20 protein-coding genes are annotated in these 24,560 nt (G+C 71.6%); 6 read left to right on the top strand and 14 right to left on the bottom strand.

Annotated elements, in window-relative coordinates; all coding sequences use genetic code 11:
• Positions 1–15: 15 nt before the first annotated feature.
• The 5 genes from H9645_RS10995 to H9645_RS10975 form a co-directional block, all read right to left on the bottom strand.
• Positions 16–1,674, bottom strand: a complete 1,659-nt coding sequence (locus H9645_RS10995) for a hypothetical protein (RefSeq protein WP_191729745.1) — start codon at positions 1,672–1,674, stop codon at positions 16–18.
• Positions 1,671–2,444, bottom strand: coding sequence for a TrmH family RNA methyltransferase (locus H9645_RS10990; protein WP_191729744.1), 774 nt, complete (start codon positions 2,442–2,444; stop codon positions 1,671–1,673). The genes H9645_RS10995 and H9645_RS10990 overlap by 4 nt, the downstream gene beginning before the upstream one ends.
• Positions 2,413–3,849 (bottom strand): alanine/glycine:cation symporter family protein, encoded by a 1,437-nt coding sequence (locus H9645_RS10985; protein WP_191729743.1) that lies wholly within the window; start codon positions 3,847–3,849, stop codon positions 2,413–2,415. The genes H9645_RS10990 and H9645_RS10985 overlap by 32 nt, the downstream gene beginning before the upstream one ends.
• 121 nt (positions 3,850–3,970) lie before the next feature.
• Positions 3,971–7,114, bottom strand: coding sequence for an efflux RND transporter permease subunit (locus H9645_RS10980; protein ID WP_191729742.1), 3,144 nt, complete (start codon positions 7,112–7,114; stop codon positions 3,971–3,973).
• Positions 7,115–7,117: 3 nt separating this feature from the next.
• A complete protein-coding gene (locus tag H9645_RS10975) occupies positions 7,118–8,227 on the bottom strand; it encodes an efflux RND transporter periplasmic adaptor subunit (protein WP_191729741.1) in 1,110 nt (369 codons plus the stop codon).
• Between the two features lie 172 nt (positions 8,228–8,399).
• Between H9645_RS10975 and cysK the strand changes: the two genes are divergently transcribed.
• The gene (cysK, locus tag H9645_RS10970) at positions 8,400–9,356 is read left to right on the top strand and encodes a cysteine synthase A (protein WP_191729740.1); all 957 of its coding nucleotides are present in this window, start codon (positions 8,400–8,402) and stop codon (positions 9,354–9,356) included.
• 192 nt (positions 9,357–9,548) lie between these two features.
• On the opposite strand, the gene H9645_RS10965 is transcribed toward cysK, so the two are convergent.
• The 6 genes from H9645_RS10965 to lptF all read right to left on the bottom strand — a co-directional run bounded on the left by H9645_RS10965 (position 9,549) and on the right by lptF (position 16,890).
• A complete protein-coding gene (locus H9645_RS10965) occupies positions 9,549–10,556 on the bottom strand; it encodes a class I fructose-bisphosphate aldolase (protein ID WP_191729739.1) in 1,008 nt (335 codons plus the stop codon).
• A 129-nt stretch (positions 10,557–10,685) separates the two neighbouring features.
• The gene (pyk, locus tag H9645_RS10960) at positions 10,686–12,152 is read right to left on the bottom strand and encodes a pyruvate kinase (RefSeq protein WP_191729738.1); all 1,467 of its coding nucleotides are present in this window, start codon (positions 12,150–12,152) and stop codon (positions 10,686–10,688) included.
• Between the two features lie 87 nt (positions 12,153–12,239).
• Positions 12,240–13,415 carry a phosphoglycerate kinase gene (locus H9645_RS10955; protein WP_191729737.1) on the bottom strand — a complete coding sequence of 392 codons (1,176 nt, stop codon included), beginning with the start codon at positions 13,413–13,415 and terminating at the stop codon, positions 12,240–12,242.
• A 651-nt stretch (positions 13,416–14,066) separates the two neighbouring features.
• Positions 14,067–14,495 (bottom strand): hypothetical protein, encoded by a 429-nt coding sequence (locus H9645_RS10950; protein WP_191729848.1) that lies wholly within the window; start codon positions 14,493–14,495, stop codon positions 14,067–14,069.
• A 191-nt stretch (positions 14,496–14,686) separates the two neighbouring features.
• Entirely contained in the window at positions 14,687–15,796 is a 1,110-nt protein-coding gene (lptG, locus tag H9645_RS10945; protein WP_191729736.1) for an LPS export ABC transporter permease LptG, read from the bottom strand.
• Positions 15,793–16,890 carry an LPS export ABC transporter permease LptF gene (gene lptF, locus H9645_RS10940; RefSeq protein WP_191729735.1) on the bottom strand — a complete coding sequence of 366 codons (1,098 nt, stop codon included), beginning with the start codon at positions 16,888–16,890 and terminating at the stop codon, positions 15,793–15,795. The genes lptG and lptF overlap by 4 nt, the downstream gene beginning before the upstream one ends.
• Before the next feature lie 143 nt (positions 16,891–17,033).
• Between lptF and H9645_RS10935 the strand changes: the two genes are divergently transcribed.
• The 3 genes from H9645_RS10935 (at position 17,034) to H9645_RS10925 (ending at position 21,922) form a co-directional block, all read left to right on the top strand.
• Positions 17,034–18,515, top strand: coding sequence for a leucyl aminopeptidase (locus tag H9645_RS10935; RefSeq protein ID WP_191729734.1), 1,482 nt, complete (start codon positions 17,034–17,036; stop codon positions 18,513–18,515).
• 70 nt (positions 18,516–18,585) lie between these two features.
• Positions 18,586–19,023, top strand: coding sequence for a DNA polymerase III subunit chi (locus H9645_RS10930; RefSeq protein WP_191729733.1), 438 nt, complete (start codon positions 18,586–18,588; stop codon positions 19,021–19,023).
• Positions 19,024–19,063: 40 nt separating this feature from the next.
• The gene (locus H9645_RS10925; RefSeq protein WP_191729847.1) at positions 19,064–21,922 is read left to right on the top strand and encodes a valine--tRNA ligase; all 2,859 of its coding nucleotides are present in this window, start codon (positions 19,064–19,066) and stop codon (positions 21,920–21,922) included.
• Between the two features lie 231 nt (positions 21,923–22,153).
• Here H9645_RS10925 and rimI read toward each other — a convergent pair whose 3' ends face one another.
• The 3 genes from rimI to pssA are packed head-to-tail and all read right to left on the bottom strand — an operon-like array spanning position 22,154 to position 23,675.
• Positions 22,154–22,597, bottom strand: a complete 444-nt coding sequence (gene rimI, locus H9645_RS10920; RefSeq protein WP_191729846.1) for a ribosomal protein S18-alanine N-acetyltransferase — start codon at positions 22,595–22,597, stop codon at positions 22,154–22,156.
• A 32-nt stretch (positions 22,598–22,629) separates the two neighbouring features.
• Positions 22,630–22,905: a hypothetical protein gene (locus tag H9645_RS14415; protein ID WP_425490243.1), complete on the bottom strand. Its 276-nt coding sequence runs from the start codon at positions 22,903–22,905 to the stop codon at positions 22,630–22,632.
• Entirely contained in the window at positions 22,905–23,675 is a 771-nt protein-coding gene (gene pssA / locus H9645_RS10910) for a CDP-diacylglycerol--serine O-phosphatidyltransferase (RefSeq protein WP_191729732.1), read from the bottom strand. Before pssA ends, H9645_RS14415 begins: the two co-directional genes overlap by 1 nt.
• Positions 23,676–23,807: 132 nt before the next feature.
• Between pssA and H9645_RS10905 the strand changes: the two genes are divergently transcribed.
• Together H9645_RS10905 and H9645_RS10900 are read left to right on the top strand one after the other, a co-directional pair.
• A complete protein-coding gene (locus H9645_RS10905) occupies positions 23,808–24,194 on the top strand; it encodes a DUF4124 domain-containing protein (protein ID WP_191729731.1) in 387 nt (128 codons plus the stop codon).
• 23 nt (positions 24,195–24,217) lie between these two features.
• On the top strand, positions 24,218–24,496 hold the full coding sequence (locus H9645_RS10900; protein WP_191729730.1) for a DUF4124 domain-containing protein: 279 nt from the start codon (positions 24,218–24,220) through the stop codon (positions 24,494–24,496).
• The last annotated feature ends 64 nt before the right edge of the window (positions 24,497–24,560 follow it).

Raw genomic sequence — 24,560 nt, 5'->3', positions numbered from 1 at the left:
CCCTGGCGTCGCCGCTCAGCGCAGCGGGGGCGCGCAGGCGGCGACCTCCGCGGGCAGCGGCCCGCGGCCGGTCATCCAGCCGATCCAGGATCCATCGCGCCTGCGGGTGGCCAGGCCGGCCACCCGATTGCCGGCGTCCAGCAGCAGGAGACGTCCGCACGGAGCCTCCGTCGCGAAGCGCAGGCGCCGGCCTTCATCGCCGAGGAGGTTGTCCACCGGCTCGACCTCCACCCCCTCCATCGCCGACAGCCTGGGCTCTCCGGCCGGCCACTCCCGCTCCAGCCAGGCCGACTCGGGCCACGCGAAGACGGCCACGCCCGCTGCACGGACCACCGGCAGCGCCGCCGCCAGCTCGCCGATCGGCGTTTCGCCGAGGTCGAATCCGGGCTCGACCACGCCCACTGTCGCCGCCAGTGCGGCCTCGGCCGCGACATCGCCCATGCGCTGGCCGAGCATGCCCATCCACACATGGCTGGGCAGCAGCAGCAGGGCCACCAGCGCGGTCGCCATCGGAGCACGCGTCCGCCGCGTGTTTCCGGCGACGGCCGCCAGCAGCAGGCCGGCCCAGAACAGGCTCGACCAGACCACGTAGCGCGGCGCCAGCAGCTGGTCGGGGTGGGCATGGAAGTAGTCCAGCCGGACCAGCACGATCATCATTCCCACCGCGACGGCGAAGCCCGCGGTGCCAAGCCCCGCCAGCATCGCCGCGCTGCGCGTGGACCAGGCACGCCAGGCCAGCCATGCCATCCATGCCAGGCCCAGGAGGCCGACGAGCTGCTGCGGCCAGGGCCCGGCGATCGCCGGTCCGAAGGCCGCCTCGTACTCCGTCGCCACCGCCTGCGCAGGCACGCCCACCGCCGCCAGCGGCAGGGCCGAAGCCAGCTGCGGATCGAGCAGCGGCCAGGCCGCGTACAGCGACGGGCCGGACAGCCAGGCCAGCAGCATCGGCAACTGCTGCAGCGGCGCGAGGCGCGCGCCACCGCCGGTGCCACCGGCGAAGTGCAGCAGCAACAGCGAGAGCACCGCTCCGGCGGCGAGCGCGATCCACGCACGCGCCCCCGAACGCCGCAGCAGCAGCACCAGGGCGAAGGCGGCGAAGCACGCGAACCCGCTGCCGAACGAGAAGCTCGCCGCCAGGCCGCAGGCGGCCGCGGCCACCGCGCCTTCGGCCGCTCCCCGCGCGCGTACCAGCGCGTGCAGCCCGATCGCCAGGAACAGGGTCACGCAGTACGCATGCACCGACTCGTTGCCATGGGCCAGCGCGCGGATGTTGCCCAGCCAGAACAGCCCCAGCGCGATCGCGAGCAGCCCGCCCGCGCGCCGCGCCGCGTCCGGCTGTCCGCGGATTCCACGCCAGTAGACCAGCAGCGTGGCCAGTGCCAGCGCGATGCCGACCAGCACCTGGAACCCCTGGCCGGCGTCGAACAGGCGCAGGTCGAGCACGCGCACCAGGTTGGGAAGGAGTTCGTGGTGGCCGTTGTCGGGGGTGAGGACGTCGGCCGGGAACGACAGCTCCAGGTAGCGCGCGAGGTGGCGCCATCCGTCCGCATAGGGAACGCGCGGCGACAGCAGCCACATGGCGAGGACGCCCGTGGCCGCATACAGCGCGGCCAGGATCCAGGTCGTCGTGGGCAGCAGTCGGCCAGCCGGTCCCGGCCAGGCGGGCGCGGTCACTGCGCGCGGTACCACTGCGCCAGCAGCACCGCCGTCGCCGCCGCGACGTTGAGGCTCTCCACCGCGCCGGTGCCGGGGATGGAAAGACGAAGGTCGCAGGCCTCGGCCAGCGCCGGCGACATGCCCTCGCCCTCGTTGCCCAGGATGTAGACCAGCCGCGACGGCAGCGCGGCGGCAAAGGCGTCGTCGCCCCCGTCCACCACCGTGGCCGCCAGGCCGAAGCCGGCCCCGCGCAGCTGCGCGATGGCGTTGTCCTCGCGCCCCAGGCGCACCATCGGCACCGCCTCGGCGCCGCCCTCGGCCACGCGGGCCGCGGCGCCGGAGAGCTGCAGCGGCGAATGCTTGGGCAGCAGCACGGCGGCGCCGAAGTTCGCCGCCGAGCGCAGGATCGCGCCGAGGTTGTGCGGATTGCCCACGCCGTCGAGCCACAGCGCGCAGGCCGGGCCTTCGGCCAGGTCGCGCAGCCAGGCGGTGAGCGGAAGAGGCGCCTCGCGCAGCACGTCGGCGACCACGCCCTCGTGGTGGCTGCTGGCCGCGAGGCGGCGCAGGTCGTCCTCCTCCACCACCCGATAACCGACGCGGTTGGCCACGCACCACTTCAGCAGCGGCTGCAGCCGCGGGATCAGCGCCTCGGCGAGGTAGACCTTGCGGATCGTCTCCGGGCGGCGCGCGAACACGGCCTGCACGGCATTGAAGCCGTGCAAGCGGATCTCGTCGGTGGAGCCGGCCTTCGCCATGTCAGTCCTTCCTGCGTTCCCAGAAGGCCGCATTGCGGATCCCGAGCGCTACGGGATCGAACTCCGGATCCTTGCCTTCCTTCTTCTGTCGCTCGTAATCACGCAGGGCCAGCAGGGCCGGCTTCTGCAGGATCAGGATGGCGACGATGTTGAGCCAGGCCATCAGCCCAACGCCGATGTCGCCCAGCGTCCACGCCGCGCCGGCCGAGCGCACCGAGCCCAGGACCACGGCGAGCAGGATGAACACGCGCAGCGCCAGCGTCATCCAGGGACGATGCACCTTGCGGTTGATGTAGGCGATGTTGGTTTCCGCCATGTAGTAGTAGGCGATGATCGTGGTGAAGGCGAAGAACAGCAGGGCCAGCGCCACGAAGCCCGCTCCGTATCCGGGCATGACCGATTCCACCGCGGCCTGGGCGAAGCCCGGCCCCGCTTCGATGCCGGGCAGCGCCTCGACCAGCATGGCGCCCTCGGGCGAGGCCACGTTGTACATGCCCGTGGACAGGATCATGAACGCCGTCGCCGAGCACACCAGCAGCGTGTCGACGTAGATCGAGAACGCCTGCACGTAGCCCTGCTTGGCCGGGTGCGAGACCTCGGCGGCGGCGGCGGCATGCGGACCGGTGCCCTGTCCGGCCTCGTTGGAATAGATGCCGCGCTTGACGCCCCATTCCACCGCGAGGCCCAGCATCGCGCCGAAGCCGGCCTCCATGCCGAAGGCGCTGCTGAAGATCAGCGAGACCATCGCCGGCACCTGTTCGGCATTGAGCACCATGATGACGAAGGCGACCAGCATGTAGGCCAGTGCCATGAACGGCACCACGAACTCGGCGAAGCGGGCGATGCGCTTGACGCCGCCGAAGATGATGAAGCCCAGCGCCAGCACGACGCCGGCGGCGGTGACGGTGGGCGGTACGCTCCAGGCGTTGTCCAGGCCCGCGGCGATGCCGTTGGCCTGCACGCCGGGCAGGAAGAAGCCGGTGGCGACGATGGTGACGACCGCGAACAGCCATGCGTACCACTTCTGGCCCATCGCCTTGTCGATGAAGTACGCCGGGCCGCCGCGGTAGCGGCCGTCGTCGTCCTTCTCCTTGTAGATCTGCGCCAGGGTCGACTCGATGTAGGACGTGGACGCGCCGAGGAAGGCCATCACCCACATCCAGAACACGGCGCCCGGGCCGCCGAACGCGATGGCGGTGGCGACGCCTGCGATGTTGCCGATGCCCACCCGGCCCGACAGCGAAATAGCCAGCGCCTGGAAGGACGATACGCCGGCCTGCGAGGACTTGCCCGACAGCAGCAGCCGGATCATTTCCGGCACGTGGCGCAGCTGCATGAAGCGGGTGCGGATCGAGAAATAGAGGCCCGCGCCGAGGCAGAGCGCGATCAGCGCCTTGCTCCAGATGAGGCCGTTGAGGGTTGCGAGGAACGCGTCCAAAGGCTGGCTCCGGTGATGGGTTTCAGTGCACCGGCACCAGGACCTCCCCCGACCGGAACCCGCCCGATTCTCCACGATCGGGGCCTTGCAGAGAACCGGCCGCCCGCGGCGGCCCTTCCGGTCAGGCGTGCCCGCCCACCGGCGGCACGTCCCGCTCCTGCCGCTCCAGTTCCTGCGCGACCGCCTGCGGCGAGCGCGTGAACGGCGCGAACAGGGTGTAGAACGCGGGCACCACGAACAGCGACAGCAGGGTCGAGAAGGCGACGCCGGCGATGATCACCACGCCGATGGTCGCGCGGCTGGCCGAGCCGGGTCCGCCGGCGAGCACCAGCGGCAGCGCGCCCGCCGCGGTCGCAATCGAGGTCATCAGGATCGGGCGCAGGCGCACCGTCGACGACTCGACGATGGCCTGCGCCACGCTGCGCCCTTCGTCGCGCAGCTGGTTGGCGAACTCGACGATCAGGATGCCGTTCTTCGCCGCCAGCCCGATCAGCATCACCACGCCGATCTGGCTGAAGAGGTTGAGCGTGCCGCCGGTCAGCGCCAGGCCGATCAGCGCGCCCAGCACCGCCAGTGGCACCGTCAGCATGATCACGAAGGGATGCACGAAGCTCTCGAACTGCGCGGCCATCACCAGGTAGACCACCAGCAGCGCCATCGCGAAGGTCAGCAGCACCGCGCCGCCGGCCTTGGTGAACTCGCGGCTCTCGCCCTTCCACGCGACCTGCGCATAGTCAGGCAGCTCGGTCCGCACCACCTCGTCGAGGAAGGCCAGCGCCTCGCCCATCGGGTAGCCCGGCGCGAGGCCGGCGCTGATGGTGATCGCGCGCATGCGGTCGAAGCGGTTGAGGCTGCCGGCCTCGGCCAGTTCGGACAGGGTGACCAGGTTCGACAGCGGCACCAGCTCGCCGCTGCGCGAACGCACCTCGATCGCGGCCAGGTCGGCTGGCTCGGCGCGGCCGTCGCGGCCGGCCTGCACCACCACGTCGTACTCCTCGCCTTCCTGGACGAAGGTGGTGACGCGGCGGCCGCCCATCATCGTCTCCAGCGCGCGGCCGATGTCGGTGACACTGACGCCGAGGTCGGAGGCGCGCGCGCGGTCGATGTTCACGCGCATCTGCGGGCGGGTCTCCTTGTAGTCGGAGTCGACCGAGAAGAAGCCGGGGTGCTCCTCCATGCGCTGCATGACGACGTCGCGCCACTGCGCGATCTCGGCGTACTCGGGCCCGCCCAGCACCATCTGGATCGGCTGGCCGCGACTGCCGACCAGGCCACCGCCGACGCGCGGCTGCGCCTGCACGCCGCTGAGCGTGCCCAGCTCCGAGCGCAGCGAGTCCGCCACCTCGGCCGTGCTCTGTTCGCGCTTGTCCCAGTCCTCCAGGAAGACGATGACGTTGCCCGAGTGCATCTCCTCGCTCGCGCCCCAGCCGCCGGGGGCGCGGGTGTTGTAGCGGCGGATCGCGCTGCCCTCCTCGGCCACGCGGCGGGCGAAGACCTTCTCGACCTCCTGCACCTGCTGCACGGTGTAGTCGAAGCCGGCGCCCTCGGGCCCGATGATCGACACGAAGAACGAGCCGCGGTCCTCGGCCGGCGCGAGCTCCGACGGCACGAAGCGCATCAGCCCCCACGCGGCCGCAAGGCAGGCGAGCATCACCAGCAGCACGCCGCCGGCCACCTTGCCCGGGCGCGCGCCCGACATCGCCTCGAGGCGGCGGCCATAGGCCGCGGTCACCGATTCCAGGCGCGCGTTGAACCAGCGGTTGACCGGGTTCGACTTCTCCTCGCTGTGGGGGCGCACCATCTTCGAAGCCATCATCGGCGTCAGCGTCAGCGCGACGAAGGCCGACAGCGCGACCGCGCCGGCCAGCGCCACCGACAGCTCGCGGAACAGGCGCCCGGTGTTGCCCTCCATGAAGCCCACCGGCAGGAACACCGCCACCAGCACCGTGGTGGTCGCGATCACCGCGAACGCCACCTGGCGCGTGCCGCGCACCGACGCCACCAGCCGCGGCTCGCCCAGGTCGACGCGGCGCTGGATGTTCTCCAGCACCACGATCGCATCGTCCACCACCAGGCCGATGGCCAGCACCAGCGCCAGCAGCGTCAGCAGGTTGATCGAATAGCCGAACAGCAGCAGCGGGATGAAGGCCGCCAGCAGGCAGACCGGGACCGTCACCGCCGGGATCAGCGCGGCGCGGAAGCTGCCCAGGAACAGCCAGATCACCACCAGCACCAGGGCCACCGCCTCGCCCAGCGTCCAGTACACGCGGTTGATCGAGGCCTCGATGAACACGGTGTCGTCGAAGGCCACGAAGATGTCGGTGCCTTCCGGCAGCGACTTCTGGATCTCGTCGGCGGCGGCGCGCGCCGCACGGGTCACGTCCAGCGCGTTCGCGGTCGAGGTCTTGACGATGCCCAGGCCGATGTTGGGCTGGCCGTTGCTGTGGTAGTACGCGCGGCGCTCGGCCGAGGCCAGCTCGATCTCCGCGACGTCGCCCAGGCGCACCACGTAGCCGTCGTCGCCCTTGCGCAGCGGCATCGCGGCGAAATCCTGCGGCTCGACGTAGCTGCGCTCCACCCGCAGGGTGAAGTCGCGGCTGCCCGATTCCAGGCGGCCCGCCGGCAGCTCGACGTTCTCGGCGCGCAGCGCGGATTCGATGTCGTTGGCGGTGATGCCGCGCGCGGCCATCGCCGCGCTGTCGAGCCACACGCGCATGGCGTAGCGCTGGCGGCCGCCGATGCGCACCTGCGCCACGCCGTCCAGGCTCGACAGGCGGTCGACGATGTAGCGGTCGGCGTAGTCCGACAGCTGCAGCGTGTCCATCGCCGTCGAACTCATGTTGAGCCAGATGATGGTGTCCGAGTCGCTGTCGGCCTTCTCGACCTCGGGCGCATCGGCCTCGTCGGGCAGGCGGTCGGCGACGCCGCTGATCGCGTCGCGGACGTCGTTGGCCGCGGCCTCGATGTCGCGCTGGAGCGTGAACTCGAGCGTGACCGAGCCGTTGCCGTTGCGGCTGCGCGACTGGATGGTCTCGATGCCCTCGATGCCCGACAGCGCGTCCTCGAGCACCTGGGTGATGCGGGTCTCGACCACCGCGGCCGAGGCGCCCGGGTAGTTCACGTCCACCGACACGATCGGCGGATCGATGGCCGGCAGCTCGCGCAGGGTCAGGCGGGAGAACGCCATCACGCCGATCACCATCAGCAGCAGGCTCATCACCGTCGCGAAGACGGGGCGCTTGATCGAGAGGTCCGACAGCACCATGGCTCAGCCTCCGGATGCTTCGTCGGTGGTCTCGCCGCTGTCGTCGTCGGCGCCGCTGCTGCCGGCCTCGACGATGCTGCCGCCGGGGCGCAGCTTGCCGGTGCCGTCGACCACGATGCGGTCGCCCTCCGCCAGGCCCGCGGTGACTTCGGCCTGGCCGGCCACGCGCGACCCGATCGCCACCGTCACCTGCTCCACGGTGTCGTCGGGGCGGACGCGGTAGACGAAGGTGTCGCGGCCGACCTGGACCACGGCGATCTCGGGCACCAGCAGCGCCTGGCGCTCGGCGCGCTCGAGCTCGACCTCCAGCAGCATCCCCGGGCGCAGCAGGCGCTCGGGATTGGCGAAGTCGGCGCGCACGCTGAAGGCGCGGCTGGCCGGATCGACGCGCGAGCCAACGTTGCTGACCACGCCCTCGAAGCCGCGCCCCCGCCACGCCGTGCTGGTGCCGGTGATGCGCTGGCCCACCGCGACGTTGGCCAGCTGCGCCTCGGGCACCGGGAAGTCGACGTACACCGACGACAGGTCGTCGAGGGTGGCGATGACGGTGCCGGGCGTGATCAGCGCGCCCGGGCTGACCTGGCGTACGCCGAGCACGCCGCCGAACGGCGCGCGGATGGTGCGGTCGGCCAGGTTGGCCTGGATCTGGCGCACCTGGGCCAGCGCGCTGTCGCGGGTGGCGCGCTGGGTGTCGAGCGTGGCGCTGGCGATCAGCTGCTGCGCGGCGAGCTCCTGCTGGCGCTTGAGCATGCGGTCGGCCTCGTCGGCGGTCGCGCGCGCGGCGGCGAGCGCCGCCTGCTGCTGCTGCCCGCTGAGCGTGACCAGCGGCGCCCCGGCCGCGACCACGTCGCCGCTCTCGAAGTGCACGCGCTCGACGACCTCGCTGACCTTGGCCGTGACCTCGACCGACTCGCGGGCCTGCACCGTGCCCAGGGCGCGGATGCGGTCGTTGAACGGGCGCATGGCGACCGTCGTGGTCGTCACCACCGCCGCCGGCGCCCCGCCGCCGCCCGGGCCGCCCTCCCCGGCCGAGCAGGCGGCGAGGGCCAGGGTGAGCAGGACGGCGCAGCAGGCCTTGCGGGCGAACCGGGGGGTGGGCACGGCGTGGGGCATCTGGGAGTCGGCGGAGTCGGCAAGTGAAGCCGGTGATTCTATCGGCCGCCCGTGTCGGCCTCGTGTGCCATGAGGCCCGGACGCGGGATGCCGCGTTCCGGTCAACCGCTGGCGCGCCCGTGCGTTACGGCGCACTCTGGAATGCGTCCCTCCCCACACCAGGACGACGCCCATGATCCACGACAGCATCCTCGACACCATCGGCCGGACCCCGGTGGTGCGCCTGAACCGCATCGCGCCCGACGGCGTGTCCGTCTACGCGAAGGTCGAATCCTTCAATCCCGGCGGATCGGTCAAGGACCGCCTGGCCCTGGCCATCATCCTCGACGCCGAGCAGCGCGGCCTGCTCAAGCCCGGCGACACCGTCGTCGAGGCCACCTCGGGCAACACCGGCGTGGCGCTGGCGATGGTCTGCGCCGCGCGCGGCTATCCCTTCGTGGCCACCATGGCCGAGAGCTTCTCGGTCGAGCGCCGCAAGCTGATGCGCGCCTACGGCGCCCGCGTGATCCTGACCCCGGCCGCCGAGCGCGGCACCGGCATGGTGAAGCGCGCGAAGGAACTGGCCGACGAGCACGGCTGGTTCCTGGCCAGCCAGTTCGCCAATCCGGCCAACCCGGCCTGGCACCGCAACACCACCGCCGCCGAGATCCTGCAGGACTTCGCCGGCCGCCGCCTGGACCACTTCGTCAGCGGCTGGGGCACCGGCGGCACCCTGACCGGCGTGGGCGAGATGCTGAAGCTGGCGCGCCCCGAGGTCGAGGTCGTGGCCGCCGAGCCGGCGGTGGCGGCCCTGCTCCAGGGCGGGGACTTCACCCCCCACAAGATCCAGGGCTGGACCCCGGACTTCGTGCCCGAGGTGCTCAACCGCGAGGTGGCCAACCGCGTGCTGTCGGTCAGCGACGACGAGGCCATCGCGACCGCGCGCCGCCTGGCGGCCGAAGAAGGCATCTTCACCGGCATTTCGGCAGGCGCCACCGTGGCCGCGGCGCTGCAGGTGGCAAAGGGCGCCGCCGAGGGCGCGGTCATCCTGGCGATGCTGCCCGACACCGGCGAGCGCTACTTCTCGACGCCGCTGTTCGAGGGCGTGGCCGAAGGCAGTGACGACGACTGGCTGGCCGGGCTGCCCTGACCACCGCGGACGGCTTGCCTTCCGGGGGCCTCCTGTAGGAGCAGCTACAGCTGCGACCACGGAGTGCAGCGATTGCCGCGGTGCGGGTCGCAGCTGTAGCTGCTCCTACAGGGGCGCCGGTCATCGCGGGGCCGGCCGGAACAGAAAAGGGGCGGCCGAGGCCGCCCCTTCCTGTGTCCTGCGGGGACGCGGTCAGCCGCGGGTCCACTGCCCCAGCGCCGCCAGGCCGTTGGCCTTGGCGCGCTCGTACACCGTGGCCTGGGCCGAGGCGTAGTTGCCGGTGAGGTCCTGCGACCACAGCTTCAGCGCCGCCGACTGCATCGCACGGCCGTAGGAGAACGACAGCGGCCACGGATTCGGGCCCATGCGGTTCATCGCGTCCAGGTGCGCGGTGGCGTCGTCGTCGGACTGGCCGCCGGACAGGAACACGATGCCCGGCAGGATCGCCGGCACCGCCGACTTCAGGCACATCAGGGTGGCTTCGGCCACTTCGTCGACGCTGGCCTGCTCGTCGCAGTCCTTGCCCGGCAGCACCATCGAGGCCTTCAGGATCGTGCCCTCGAGGGCGACGTTCTGGTTGTACAGGGCATCGAACAGCGCGCGCAGGGTGACCTCGCTGACCTCGTAGCAGGTCTCGATGTCGTGGTTGCCGTCCATGATCACTTCCGGCTCGACCATCGGCACCAGGCCCTGCTCCTGGCAGAGCGCGGCGTAGCGCGCCAGCGCGTGGGCATTGGCCTCGATGCAGGTGCCCGAGGGCACATCGTCGCCAATGTTGATCACCGCGCGCCACTTGGCGAAGCGGGCGCCGAGCTTGTAGTACTCCTCCAGGCGCGCGCGCAGGCCGTCCAGGCCCTCGGTCACCACCTCGCCGGGGAAGCCGGCCAGGGCGTGGGTGCCCTTGTCGACCTTGATGCCCGGGATCATGCCGTTGTCGGACATGAACTTCGCGAAGGGCACGCCGTCCTTCGTCGACTGGCGGATGGTCTCGTCGAACAGGATCGCGCCGCTGATGTACTCGTTGAGCTTCGGCGTGGACAGGAGCAGCTCGCGGTAGGCGCGGCGGTTCTCCTCGGTGTTCTCGATGCCGACGCCGGCAAAGCGCTTGGCGATGGTGCCGGTGGACTCGTCGATCGCGATGATGCCCTTGCCCGGGGCGACCATGGCGAGGGCGGTTTCGGCAAGCTGTTCGATGCTCATTCGTCTGATTCTCGGGCAGGCGGCAGGGCCGCTCATTATAGCCGCGCTTGCCGGGCGCTTGCCGGGCCCTGGCCCGCCCGCCCCGCCCTCCCGGCCTGCCTGCAGGAACAGCTACAGGGGAAGCGGCGGTCAGAGGGTACCGAGGCCCTGGGCGGCGCCATCTTCGCCGACCTGCAGCAGGCGCAGGGTATTGGTGGCGCCGTGGGTCTCCATGGTCTCGCCGCTGGTGAACACCACGCGGTCGCCGGACGACAGCAGGCCGGCGGCCACCAGCAGGCCCACGGCGTCGCGCGCGGCCTCGCGCGCGCCCTGGCCGCGGCTGTCGTGCGCCATCGGGAACACGTCGCGCATCAGGCTCATCCTGCGCCGCGCGCCGGCATGGCGCGAGAACGCATAGATCGGCGCGCTGGAGCGGAAGCGCGACAGGAAGCGCGCGGTGCCGCCGGATTCGGTCATGGCCACGATCGCGGCCACGCCGATGTGCTCGCTGAGGAACATCGCCGCCATCGCGATCGCCTGGTCGGCGCGCTGCAGGCCGCGCTGCGCCCGTTCGAAGTCGGTGTCGTGCTCGAACTGGCGCTCGGCGCCGACGCAGATCCGGCTCATCGCCTGCACCGCGGCCACCGGGTACGCCCCGGCCGCGGTCTCGGCCGACAGCATGACCGCGTCGGTGCCGTCGATCACCGCGTTGGCCACGTCCAGCACCTCGGCGCGCGTGGGCATCGGGCTTTCGACCATCGACTGCAGCATCTGCGTGGCGGTGATGACCACGCGGTTGCGCGCCAGGGCCTCGCGGATGATCTTCTTCTGCAGGCCCGGCAGCTCGGCGTCGCCGATCTCCACGCCGAGGTCGCCGCGGGCGACCATGACCACGTCGCTGGCGTCGATGATCTCGCCGAGGTTGGCGATGGCCTCGGCGCGCTCGATCTTCGAGACCAGCGCCGCATCGCTGCCGTGCGCGCGCGCCACGCGCCGCGCCTCCTCCATGTCGGCCGCGTTGCGGCAGAACGAGACCGCAATGAAGTCGACGCCGATGTCCGCGGCGACCCTGATCAGGTCGCGGTCGTGGTCGGTGATCGCGCCCAGCGACAGGCCGCCGCCCTGCTTGTTGAGGCCCTTGCGGTCGGACAGCACGCCGTCGTTGAGCACGGTGGTCCGGATGGTCGCACCGTCCACGGCCTGCACCCGCAGCTGCACCATCCCGTCGTCGAGCAGCAGCACGTCGCCGGGGGCCACGTCGCCGGGCAGCCCGAGGTAGCTCACGCCGACGCCGGTGGCGTCGCCCGGCGCGGCGCCGGTGCGCGCGTGCAGGTCGAAGCGCGCGCCGGCGCGCAGCTGCACGCGGCCGTCGGCGAAGCGCTCGATGCGGATCTTGGGGCCGGGCAGGTCGGCCAGGATGCCGACCTCGGCGCCGGCGCGCGCCGCGGCCTCGCGAACCTCGCGCGCGCGGCGGGCGTGGTCGTCCGGGACGCCGTGGGACAGGTTCAGGCGCACCGCGTTGACGCCCGCGCGCACCAGCTCGTCGAGCACGCCGGGCGCGTCCGTCGCCGGTCCGAGGGTGGCGAGGATGCGGGTACCGCGGCGGTATTCGGACATCGGAAGGCTCACGCTCGGGGGCTGGGAATGGCCCATGCTAGCCGAGCGCGCCGCGCCGCGGCAGGCGCCGCGGCACGCTTCGCGCACTCAGCCCGCGCGCTGTTCCAGCGCCACGACCGCCGGCAGCTCCTTGCCCTCGAGGAACTCGAGGAAGGCGCCGCCGCCGGTGGAGATATAGGACACGCCGTCGGCGATGCCGTACTTGTCGACCGCGGCCAGGGTGTCGCCGCCGCCGGCGATCGAGAACGCCTTCGACGCCGCGATCGCGCGCGCCAGCACCTCGGTGCCGTGGCCGAAGGCGTCGAACTCGAACACGCCCACCGGCCCGTTCCAGACCACGGTGCCGGCGTCGGCGATCATCGCCGCGTAGCGCTTCGCGGTGTCGGGGCCGATGTCGAGCACCAGGTCGTCGTCGCCGATGGCATCGACCGGCTTGACCGTGGCCGGCGCGTCGGCGGCGAAGGCGGTGGCCACGACCACGTCGGTGGGCACCGGGATGTCGGCGCCGCGGGCGCGGGCCTCGGCCATGATCTTCTTCGCGGTCTCGACCAGGTCGGCCTCGTACAGCGACTTGCCGACGCCGTGGCCGGCGGCGGCGATGAAGGTGTTGGCAATGCCGCCGCCGACGATCAGCTGGTCGACCTTGCCCACCAGCGAGGACAGCAGCTCGAGCTTGGTCGAGACCTTGGAGCCGGCGACGATCGCCAGCATCGGGCGCGCCGGGTCCTGCAGCGCCTTGCCCAGCGCGTCCAGCTCGGCCATCAGCAGCGGCCCGCCGGCGGTCCGGGCGGCGTGGCGGATCACGCCGTGGGTCGAGGCCTGGGCGCGGTGCGCGGTGCCGAAAGCGTCCATGACGAAGACGTCGCACAGCGCGGCGTAGCGCTTAGACAGCGTCTCGTCGTCGGCCTTCTCGCCGGGGTTCATGCGGCAGTTCTCGAGCAGCACCAGCTGGCCCGGGGACACGTCCACGCCGTCGAGGTAGTCGCGCACCAGCGGCACGTCGCGACCGAGCAGTTCCGAGAGCCGCGCCGCCACGGGTGCCAGCGAGTCGGCTTCGCTCCACTCGCCCTCCTTGGGGCGACCCAGGTGCGACATCACCATCACCGCCGCGCCGGCCTCGAGCAGCGTCCGGAGCGTGGGCAGCGAGGCCAGGATGCGCTGGTCCGAGGTCACGCGACCGTCGGCCACCGGGACGTTGAGGTCCTGGCGGACCAGCACGCGCTTGCCGGCGAGGTCGAGGTCGGTCATGCGGAGGATGGACATGGGTTCAGGCCGCCGGGAGTCAGGGGGCGCCATTGTCGGCGCGGGCGGGGTTGGATTCAAACGTGCGCGACGCGCCTGCCGCGGCGGGTCCATGCGTGGCTCTGGCAAGGGTGCGCGGCTGTTCGGGGTTGGGCTTCGGGGGATGCCGTTCGGCTTCGGGAAAGAGGCGTGTCGCTGCAAGGGGGATATGGACCGGCGCATCAGCCATCCATGGCTGAAGCGCCTACCGCGCACGTCCTTGTGCGCTGTCCATATCCCCCTTGCAGCGCCCCGCTTCGCAAGCCTGGAGATCGCGGCTTCGACGGGCGGCGCGGCCGCGCGCTGAACGCCTGACGTGTCCGCTATCCGCCCGGCCTGCGCGACGGGTACCGACGACGCTGGGGGTGCGACTCATGCCGACGCCGATATCGGTCGTGCGGGAGGTGGCTGGCGAGGGGAGTGCGGAGAGTGGGCCAGGGATGGCCCACGCCCCCGCTTCCAGCCATGGATGGCTGGCGGCGGCGCGGAGCACTCCCCTCGCCAGCCACCTCCCGCGGCGCGCGCCCGACCGAAGAAAGGCTTCGCGTCACGCATGCATTCGCCAGGAAATCGGCCGGACAGGAAAAAGGCCCCGCATCAAGCGGGGCCCCGAGTGTCACGGCTCAAGCTCGCTTATTCGCGATACCCGGAATCGTCCTTGTTGTGGATGATCCAGATGAGGTTGCCGCCGCTGTCCCAGCCCTTGCCGGCGAAGACCAGCCGGCCCTGGCCCTTGTAGGCCATTTCGTAGCGGTGGCGGTCGGAGCCGAAGTAGAACGGGATGAAGGCCTTGCCGGTGACGTAGACGCCCTGGTCGGTGGGCTCGCCGATGATGTCGGTCACCTGCTTCATCGGCATGCCGATCTGCAGCTGCGTGAACTTGCTCCCGGGCGCCGGCTTGCCGGTGATCTCGCCCTCCCAGTCGTTGAGGCCCTTCACCGTCTCCCCGTAGCCCGCCTCGACCGCGGCCGAATCGGTCACTTCGCCCTCGGCGTTCATCCAGGCCGGCGCGTCCTTGGCCTGCGCCCCGCGGCGCGCATCGGCATCCCCGGCCACGAACAGGCCGGCGCCGACGATCACCGCCGCGGCGGCGACCACTCGCATGGTGCTGTGCATTGCAGTTTCTCCCTGTGGTTTCGCCCCAGCGCCCGCGGCATCGCCGCGGATCTCCCCTGCCGCGGACCCTGGAGCTGCCACCCCGCGACGTGCCGGATTCTCCAACGCCACGGACGGATGGCGCAACCGCGGCGCGCTCAGCCGCTGCGGCGGCGGAACAGCAGCCAGGAGATGGTGAGCATCAGCAGCGGCGGCAGCGCGTAGGCGAGCCGGTAGTCGAATCCGTACACCGCGGCGAGCTTGGCCACCTGGTTCTGCAGCATCCAGAAGCCCAGCGCGAACACCACGCCGATGAAGAGCCGCCGTCCGAGGCCGCCGCTGCGCAGGGAGCCGAACGCGAACGGGATCGCCGCCAGGCACAGCGCCAGCACGTTGACCGGATAGAACCAGCGCGCCCAGTAGTGTTCCTCGTACTCGCTGGCGTCGAGCGCGTTGCGCTTGCGGTACTCGATGCCCTGGGCCAGGTCACGCGCCGACATGTAGCGCGGGCGGAACGCGCCGCCGGCGCTCGCGGCCAGCGCCGCGGCGTCCAGGCGCGATTCCCAGCGCTCCTCGTCCACCCGCACCTCGGTCACCGCCCGTTCCTCGAAGCTCACCCGGCGCACGTCGCGCAGCAGCCAGCCGCCACTGCGGTGCTCGGCCAGGCCGACGTTGGCGATCGATTCCAGGCGCCCGTCGGCATCGAACTCGAACATGCGCACGTCGTTGAGTTCGAGCCAGGCCTCGCCGCCTTCGGCGCGCTCCTGGCCGTCGCGGGCGTTGAGGAAGGTGTTGCCCTCGCGTGCCCAGAGGCCCGAGTACTGGGCGACGATCACGTCGTTGGAGCGCGCGGCCGCGCGCATGGCATCGGCGCTGCGCTGCGCGCCCGGGCCCAGGGTCTCGCCGCTGAGCATCATCAGGGCGGTCAGCAGCGCCAGTGGCGCCGCGACCGAGACGCTCAGCCGGCGCCGCGAGATGCCCAGCGCGCGCAGCGCGGTCAGCTCGGAGGTGGCCGCCAGCTGGCCCAGGCCCATCAGCGCGCCGATCACGGCCGCGGTCGGAAACATGGTGTAGGCGCGGCGCGGCAGCGTGTAGGCCACGTAGGTCAGGCCGCTGACGAAGCCGTAGTTGCCCTGGCCCATGTTCTTGACCTCGTCGGCCGCCGCGAGCACGGCATCGAGGCCCACCAGCACCGTCCAGACCAGGAGCACGGTGGCCACCACCACGCGCGCGACATGGAGGTCGTGGATCTTCGGAAACGGCATCATCGCGCCGCCTCCGTTGCGCGGCGGCGACGCGTCACGCCGACCCGGCCGTCGCGGAAGTACATCCAGGCCCCGAAGGCCAGCAGCGGCAGCACCAGCCACCACAGCCCCAGCGCCGACGGCAGCTTGCCGTCCTCGAGCCAGCGGGTGCCCAGGGACATGAAGTTCATCGCCACCACGTAGCCCAGGAAGCCCAGGGCGATCCGGCCGTAGCGCGCCTGGCGCGGCGGGCTGCGGGCCAGCGGCACCGCGAGCAGGGCGAAGGCCAGCGCCAGCAGGGGCGGCGCGATGCGCGCATGCAGCTGGGCGCGGGCTTCCACCCGCGGGTCGGACAGCAGGGCGAGCGTGGTCGCGTACTCCGGGTTGTCCTCGGCGGCCCGGGTCTCGGCATCGGGCAGGCGCAGTTCATTGCGCTGGTAGCGCATCATCCGGAAGTCGAGCCCTTCGCCCAGCGGACCTTCGACGCGGAAGCCCTCGCCGAGGTCCAGGTAGCGCTCGGCGCCGTCCACGCTCAGCAGGCCGGTCCGCGCCGTGGTCACGTCCATGCGGTCCTCGTCGTGGCGATAGACGAAGACCCGGCCCAGGGCCGAGCCCTCGCCGGACATCGCGCCCACGTAGACCACCCCGCCACCGCCCGGCAGCTCGACGAACCGCCCGGCCTCCAGGCCGGCCAGCAGCAGGTTGCGGTTGCCCTCGGCCACCATCCGCTGCGAATAGTCGTTCGCCCAGGGCCCCAGCCACAGCGAGCAGGCCGCGATGAAGCCCACCACCGGCAGCACCAGCATCATCACCGGGCGCAGCAGCCGCCGCGGACCCACGCCCGTGGCCACCAGCACCGGCATCTCGGAGTCGCGGTACAGCCGGCCCACCGCCAGCAGCAGGCCCAGCATCAGGCCCAGCGGCAGGATCAGCGGCAGGTAGTTCAGCACCATCAGGCCGAGCTGGGACAGCATCAGGCCGGCCGGGACCCGCCCCCGCGCGATGTCGCCGAGGACGTCGGCGAACACGCCGCCGAGGCTCACGATCATCAGGACCACCAGCGCCGCGAAGGTGGACTGGGCGAATTCGCGGAAGAGGTAGCGGTCGAGCTTCGGCATCCTGGGGCGGCCTTGCATTAGAATCGGGGGTTCGTCCATACACCGCCAGGGCCGCGCCGGGACACGGGCGCTGCGGCGCAATGCCGCATTCTGGACCGCGGATTGTAAGGAACACTTCACGCCAAACCCCAGTACAGGACCCCATGACCCTCGAATTCGCCCTGAACAACGCCGCCCCCGCCACCGCCCCCGTCGATTGCGTGGTGGTCGGTGCCTGGGCCGACAAGACCCTCACGCCCGCCGCCCGCGCCCTCGACGAGGCCAGCGATGGACGCCTGACGGCCCTGGCGGCACGCGGCGACGTCGACGGCGCCACCGGCAAGGTCGCGATGCTGCACGACGTCCCCGGCGTCGAGGCGCCGCGCGTGCTCGTGGTCGGCCTGGGCGAGCCGGGCAAGTTCTCGGTGCCGCAGTACCTGAAGGCCGTCGCCGACGCCGTGCGCGCCCTGAAGACCGGACCGGTGCGCTCGGCCCTGCTGACCCTGTCCGGGCTGGAAGTCCCCGGCCGCGACGCCGCCTGGGCCATCCGCCAGGCCGCGATCGCCGCCGACCACGCCGCCTACCGCTACACCGCCACCCTGGGCGAGAAGAACCGCAAGCGCGGGGAGAAGGGCCTGGAGCGCCTCGAGATCGCCGGCGACGACGCCACCGCGCTGGCGCAGGGCCAGGCCATCGCCGCCGGCGTCGCCTTCACGCGCGAGCTCGGCCACCTGCCGCCGAACATCTGCAACCCGGCCTACCTGGCGCAGCAGGCGCAGGAATTCGCCGCGAAGTTCGACAAGGCCTCCTGCGAGGTGCTCGAGCGCGAGGACATGGAGAAACTCGGCATGGGCTCGCTGCTGGCAGTCGCCCGCGGCTCGGCCAACACCCCGCGCCTGATCGTCCTGAAGTGGAACAACGGCGGCGACGCGCAGCCCTACGTGCTGGTCGGCAAGGGCATCACCTTCGACACCGGCGGCGTCAACCTGAAGACCCAGGGCGGCATCGAGGAGATGAAGTACGACATGCTCGGCGCCGGTTCGGTGATGGGCACCTTCGTCGCGGCCGCAGGGCTCGACCTGCCGGTCAACCTCGTGGTCGTGGTGCCCGCGGTCGAGAACGCGATCGACGGCAACGCCTACCGTCCCTCCGACATCATCACCAGCATGTCCGGCAAGACCATCGAGGTCGGCAACACCGACGCCGAGGGCCGCCTGATCCTGTGCGACGCGCTGACCTACGCGCAGCAGTTCAAGCCGAAGGCACTGGTCGACGTGGCCACGCTCACCGGCGCCTGCATGGTCGCCCTCGGCAGCTTCGCCACCGGCCTGATGACCAAGCACGACGACCTCGGCCAGGAACTGCTGGCCGCCGGCGAAGAGGTCTTCGACCGCGCCTGGCGCCTGCCGCTGTGGGACGAGTACCAGACCATGCTCGATTCCACCTTCGCCGACGTCTACAACATCGGCGGCCGCTGGGCCGGCGCGGTGACCGCGGGCTGCTTCCTGGCGCGCTTCACCGAGGGCCAGCGCTGGGCGCACCTCGACATCGCCGGCAGTGCCAGCCACAGCGGCAAGAACGGACTGGCCACCGGCCGCCCGGTCGGCCTGCTGTCGCAGTGGCTGCTGGACCAGGCCGCACAGTAAACCGCGCGGGGCCGGCCCGCCTTCGTCCGCGAAGGCCGGCCGGTCCCCGGCGTCGACCCGGGATTCCTGCATGCGCGCCGATTTCTACCTGATCGCAAAACCCCGCTTCCGCGACGAGCCGCTGCTGCTGGTCTGCGAGCTCGCGAAGAAGGCGCTGGCCGCCGGCCAGCCGATGCTGGTGCTGGCGCGCGACACCGCGCAGGCCGAGCGCCTGGACGACCTGCTCTGGGAGTTCGAGCCCGATGCCTATGTCCCGCACCAGATCGCCGGCCTCGACCTCGAGGACGGCGGCGGCGAGGAGGACGAGGCCGACGTGCTGATCGCCCCGCCCGAGGCCGACGTGCCGCTGCGCCCGCTGGTGCTGAACCTGCGCGACGCGCCGGTCGAGGGCGACTTCGCGCGCGTGCTCGAGGTCGTCCCCGCGGACCCTTCGGCGCGCGAGCCGCTGCGTGCGCGCTGGACGCAGTACAAGGCGCGCGGCTTCGCGCTCAACAAGTACGACATGTGACGCGGGGCCCGTCCCCGCCCCGCCCAGATCCCGAGTCCCCCTGATGACCCTCGCCACCGGCTACGACCCCAGGTCCTTCGAATCCCGCCTCTACGCCCAGTGGGAATCCAGCGGCGCCTTCGCGCCGGCGGGCGACGGTCCGGCCTATTCGATCCTGCTTCCGCCGCCCAACGTCACCGGCACCCTGCACATGGGCCACGCCTTCCAGCACACGCTGCAGGACGCGCTCATCCGCTACCACCGCATGCGCGGCTTCCGCACCCTGTGGCAGGTCGGCAGCGACCACGCCGGCATCGCCACCGAGATGGTGGTGGCGCGCAATCTCGAGCGCGAGGGCCTCGGCGAGACCCGCGACTCGCTGGGTCGCGAAGGCTTCATCGAGAAGGTGTGGGAGTGGAAGGGCCAGTCGGGCGACACCATCGAGCGCCAGATGCGGCGCATGGGTGCGTCGGGCGACTGGTCGCGCAGCGTCTTCACCATGGATCCCGGCGCCTCGAAGGCGGTGGTCGAGGCCTTCGTGCGCATGCACGAGGAGGGCCTGGTCTACCGCGGCCAGCGCCTGGTCAACTGGGACCCGGTGCTGCAGACCGCGATCTCCGACCTGGAAGTGGTGAGCGAGGAGGAGGACGGCCACCTGTGGTCGATCCGCTACCCGCTGGCCGACGGCCGCAGCTACGAGCACGTCGAGCGCGACGCCGAGGGCAACGAGACCCTGCGCGAGACCCGCGACTACCTCGTCGTCGCCACCACCCGCCCGGAGACCATGCTCGGCGACACCGCGGCGATGGTGCATCCGGAAGACCCGCGCTACGCTGCGCTCGCGGGCGCCTTCGTCGAACTGCCGTTGACCGGCCGCCGCATCCCGGTGATCACCGACGACTACGTCGACCGCGACTTCGGCACCGGCGTGGTCAAGGTCACGCCCGCGCACGACTTCAACGACTACGCGGTGGGCCAGCGCCACGACCTGCCGATGATCAACGTGCTGACCGCCGACGCGAGGATCGTGTCCGGCGACGAGACGATTCCCGCGCATTACCGCGGCATGGACCGCTACGAGGCGCGCGAGGCGGTGCTGGCCGACCTCACCGCGCAGGGCCTGCTGCTGGAGGCGAAACCGCACAAGCTGCAGGTGCCTCGCGGCGACCGCACCGGCCAGGTGATCGAACCCTGGCTCACCGACCAGTGGTTCGTGCGCATGGACGGACTGGGCCAGCGCGGCCTGGAGCTCGCCGGCGGCAGCGATGCCGGCGACGACCAGGTGCGCTTCGTCCCCGGCAACTGGATCAACACCTACCGCCACTGGCTGGGCAACATCCAGGACTGGTGCATCAGCCGCCAGCTCTGGTGGGGCCACCGCATCCCGGCCTGGTACGGCGAAAGCGGCGAGATCTTCGTCGGCCGCGACGAGGCCGAGGCGCGCGCGAAGGCCGACGCCGCCGGCTACACCGGCGCGCTCTCGCAGGATTCCGACGTGCTGGAGACCTGGTTCTCATCGGCGCTATGGCCCTTCAGCACCCTGGGCTGGCCCGACGCGGCGTCCATGGCCGAACGCGGCTACAAGGAATTCCTGCCCTCCAGCGTGCTGGTCACCGGCTTCGACATCATCTTCTTCTGGGTCGCGCGGATGATCATGCTGGGCGACCACTTCACCGGCGAACTGCCCTTCAGGGACGTCTACGTCACCGGCCTGGTCCGCGACAAGGACGGCCAGAAGATGTCCAAGTCGAAGGGCAACATCCTCGACCCGCTCGACATCATCGACGGCATCGCGCTGGACGACCTGGTCGCCAAGCGCACCGCCGGCCTGATGCAGCCGAAGATGGCGGAGAAGATCGCGAAAGCCACGCGCAAGGAGTTCCCGGAGGGCATCCCCGCCTTCGGCGCCGATGCGCTGCGCTTCACCATGGCCGCGCTGGCCGGCCCGGGACGCGACATCAAGTTCGACCTGGCGCGCGCCGAGGGCTACAAGAATTTCTGCAACAAGCTGTGGAACGCCACGCGCTTCGTGCTGATGAACACGGAGGGCGCCGCAGCGATGGTCGGCGCGCCCGCGGCGCGCACCGCCCCGGAGCAGTGGATCCTCGCCCGCCTCGCCGCCGTCACCGCCGAGGCCGAGGCGCACTTCGCCAGCTACCGCTTCGACCTGCTGTCGCAGTGCCTGTACGAGTTCGCCTGGAACGAGTTCTGCGACTGGTTCGTCGAACTGGCCAAGCCCGCGCTCAACGGCAGCGACGCCGAAGCCGCCGCCAGCACCCGCCACACCCTGCTGTTCGTGCTCGAACGCCTGCTCTGCCTGCTGCATCCGCTCACGCCCTTCGTCACCGAGGAGCTGTGGCAGCAGGTCGCGCCGCGGCTGGGCATCGCGGGCGGCAGCATCATGGCGCGCGCCTATCCGCGCAGCGGGGACTTCGCCGGACAGGACTTCAGCGCCGCCGCCGCCGACGTCGAGTGGCTCAAGGCGATGATCTCCGCCCTGCGCCGCATCCGCAGCGAACTCGGCGTATCGCCGGCCAGGGCCGTGCGCCTGCTGGTGTCGGGCGGTGGCGCGCAGGACGCCGCGCGCATCGAACGCTTCCGCTCGCAGCTGGGCTTCCTGGCCAAGGTCGAAGGCATCGAGGCCATCGCCGGCGACCCGCCCCCGGCGGCCGCCGCCCTGGTCGGCGAGCTGAAGCTGTTCGTGCCGCTGGAAGGCCTGGTCGACCTCGACGCCGAACGCACGCGCCTGGACAAGGAGCTCAAGCGCGTCGCCGGCGAGCTGGCCAAGTCGAAGGGCAAGCTCGCCAGCGAAACCTTCGTCGCCAACGCGCCGGCAGCCGTGGTTGAACAGGAGCGCACCCGCCTGGCCGACTGGACCGCCCAGCACGAGGCCCTCGCCGCCCAGCGCGCCCGGCTCTGACCGAAGCGCGGGTCCGTGGAGGGTCCGCGCTGCGGGCGCCACGGCGGAAAAAAGCTCTTGCCACGGATGAACGCGGATCACGCGGATTTACGCGGATGGAACAATGAACTCCAACGGTTGGGCGGGCTGACCCGAAAGGTGCCGCTCGACCGTGACTGGTCGGCGCGGGCCGTGCCTCGAACAGATCCGCGTAAATCCGCGTGATCCGCGTTCATCCGTGGCAAAAAGCTCTTAATCCCCCAACAGCTCCATCGCCATCACGATCGCATCCTCGCGGCCGTTGTTGTCGGCCGGGTAGTAGCGCGGGCGGCGGCCGATCTCGTTGAAGCCTTCGTCCTCGTACAGCGCGATCGCCGCCGGGTTGGACGGCCGCACTTCGAGGAACACGCGGCAGGCGCCGCGACCGCGGGCGGCCTGCACCATCGCACGCAGCAGGGTGCGACCGTGGCCGCGACCCTGGCGGGCCGGGTCGACGCAAACGTTGAGCACGTGGGCCTCGTCGGCCGCCACGCTCAGCACGCCGTGGCCAATGAAGGCGCCGCCCTCGAGCAGCACCCAGGCCGGATAGCCTGCGAACAGGCAGTCGCGGAAGATGCCGATCGACCACGGGTACGGATAGGCACGGCGCTCGACCACCATCACCGCGTCGAGGTCCTCGACGCGCATCGGCCGCATGACCGGACGCACCGCGTCGGCCACCGCCGCGCTCACGCCGGCGCGGCTCCGCGGCGCAGGGCGCGCAGGCGCGGCCACAGCGCGCGCTTGGCGGCGGGGTCCGCGCGCAGCGTCGCCAGCGGCGGCAGGCCGCGCAGCAGCTCCGCGGCGTCGGCGGACTCCGGTCCGCGCCCGGCCGCACGCAGCAGCGCGTGCGCCAGCGGATCGTCGGGCACGACGTCGTCGGCCCGGGGCGCGCGCGCGTAGACGCGGTGGCCCAGGGCCTCCAGCACCTCGCGCTGCCACGGATCCCAGGCCAGCGCGGCCATCACGCACCCGCCGCGCGGCGACCGCGCAGGCGCCACAGCCACAGCGTTGGACCCGACAGCGCATACGCGCCGAGTACCGCGAGCAGCGTCTTGGGCGGATCGATCCACAGCGCGATCAGGGCCGCCACCACCAGCAGCAGCGCGAAGAACGGAACGCGGTCCGAGCCCGGCCCGCTGCCGCTGCCCTTGAAGCTGGTGTAGCGGAACTGGCTGACCATCAGCAGGCCGCTCACGACCGTGATCGCCAGCGCCGCGTAGCGCAGCGCCTCGCCGCTGAGGTCCAGGCTGTGGAAGGTCCACACCGAACTGGCCATGATGCCGGCCGCCGCGGGGCTGGCCAGGCCGATGAACCAGCGCTTGTCGACCTTGCCCACCTGGCTGTTGAAGCGCGCCAGGCGCAGCGCCGCGCAGGCGGCGTACAGGAAGGCGGCCAACCAGCCGATCTTGCCCAGGGTGGCGCCGTCGAGCTTCATCGACACCAGCGACCAGTGGTACATCACCAGCGCCGGCGCCATGCCGAAGCTCACCAGGTCGGCCAGCGAGTCGTACTGCACACCGAATTCGCTCTGGGTGTTGGTCAGCCGCGCCACCCGCCCATCGAGGCCGTCGAGCACGGCGGCGACGAAGATCGCGATGCAGGCGGCCTCGGTGCGCCCCTGCGAGGCGGCGATGATCGCGAAGAAGCCCGCGAACAGCCCGCCGGTGGTGAACAGGTTGGGCAGCAGGTAGATGCCGCGGCCGCGCCGTGGCTTGGGGGGCAACTCGTCCATGTCGCAAGTGTACCCGGCGCCGTGGCGCCCGCCCGTCCGTGGGCGCGGTCACGGACGGGCGCCGCGGCGCTTGCGCCCGCCCGCCCCCGGTGCTGCAATCAGCGCCCATCGCCCCCCAGGCAGGAGTCATCCATGCACCGCTTCGTCCTTGGCACCGTCCTGGCGTTCGCCGCCGCCCCGGCCCTCGCCCAGCAGACCGCCGGCGAGGTCTACAAGTGGACCGACGCCAACGGGGTCACCCACTACTCGCAGACGCCGCCGGCCAGCGGCAAGTTCGAGCACCGGCTGATCACGTCGTCGGGGGCCACGGCACCGACGGCGGTGGAGGATGCGGCCGAAGCGCCCGCCAACCCGCAGTGCACGGCCGCGCGCGCCAACCTCACGGCGCTGCAGGCCGAAGGCGACGTGATGCAGGACAGCGACGGCGACGGCAAGCCCGACCAGGTGCTCAACGCCGAGCAGCGCGCCAACCAGCTCGAACTGGCCCAGGCCGCGGCCAAGGCCTACTGCACGCCCTGACCGGGGCAACCCGGGGCGCCGCCATGCAGACCCGCTGGGCCATCGTCGCCGGACTCGCCGCCGGGATCGCGGTGGCCTGGTGGTTCGCGCGCGACACGCCGGAAGCCGCCGCCGCGAAGCGCGAACGCGCCGGGCAGGCCGCCGCGGCCGATTACGAGGACGCACGCCCCGTGCTCTATCGCTGGACCGACGCCGCCGGCGTGCTCCAGGTGACCCAGGACCCGCCACCGCGCGGCACCCGCTACGAGAAGGTCGACATCCAGCCCCGCGACGGCATCGAGGTGGACGGCCGCCGCGAATAGCGCCGCGGCCCCGGCACGGCGCGTGCTGCATGGCACAATCAGCGGCCGTGCCATGACGATGATG

The sequence above is a fragment of the Luteimonas colneyensis genome, from assembly GCF_014836665.1.
GTDB lineage: Bacteria > Pseudomonadota > Gammaproteobacteria > Xanthomonadales > Xanthomonadaceae > Luteimonas > Luteimonas colneyensis.
This window is presented reverse-complemented; position numbering and strand designations above follow the sequence as displayed.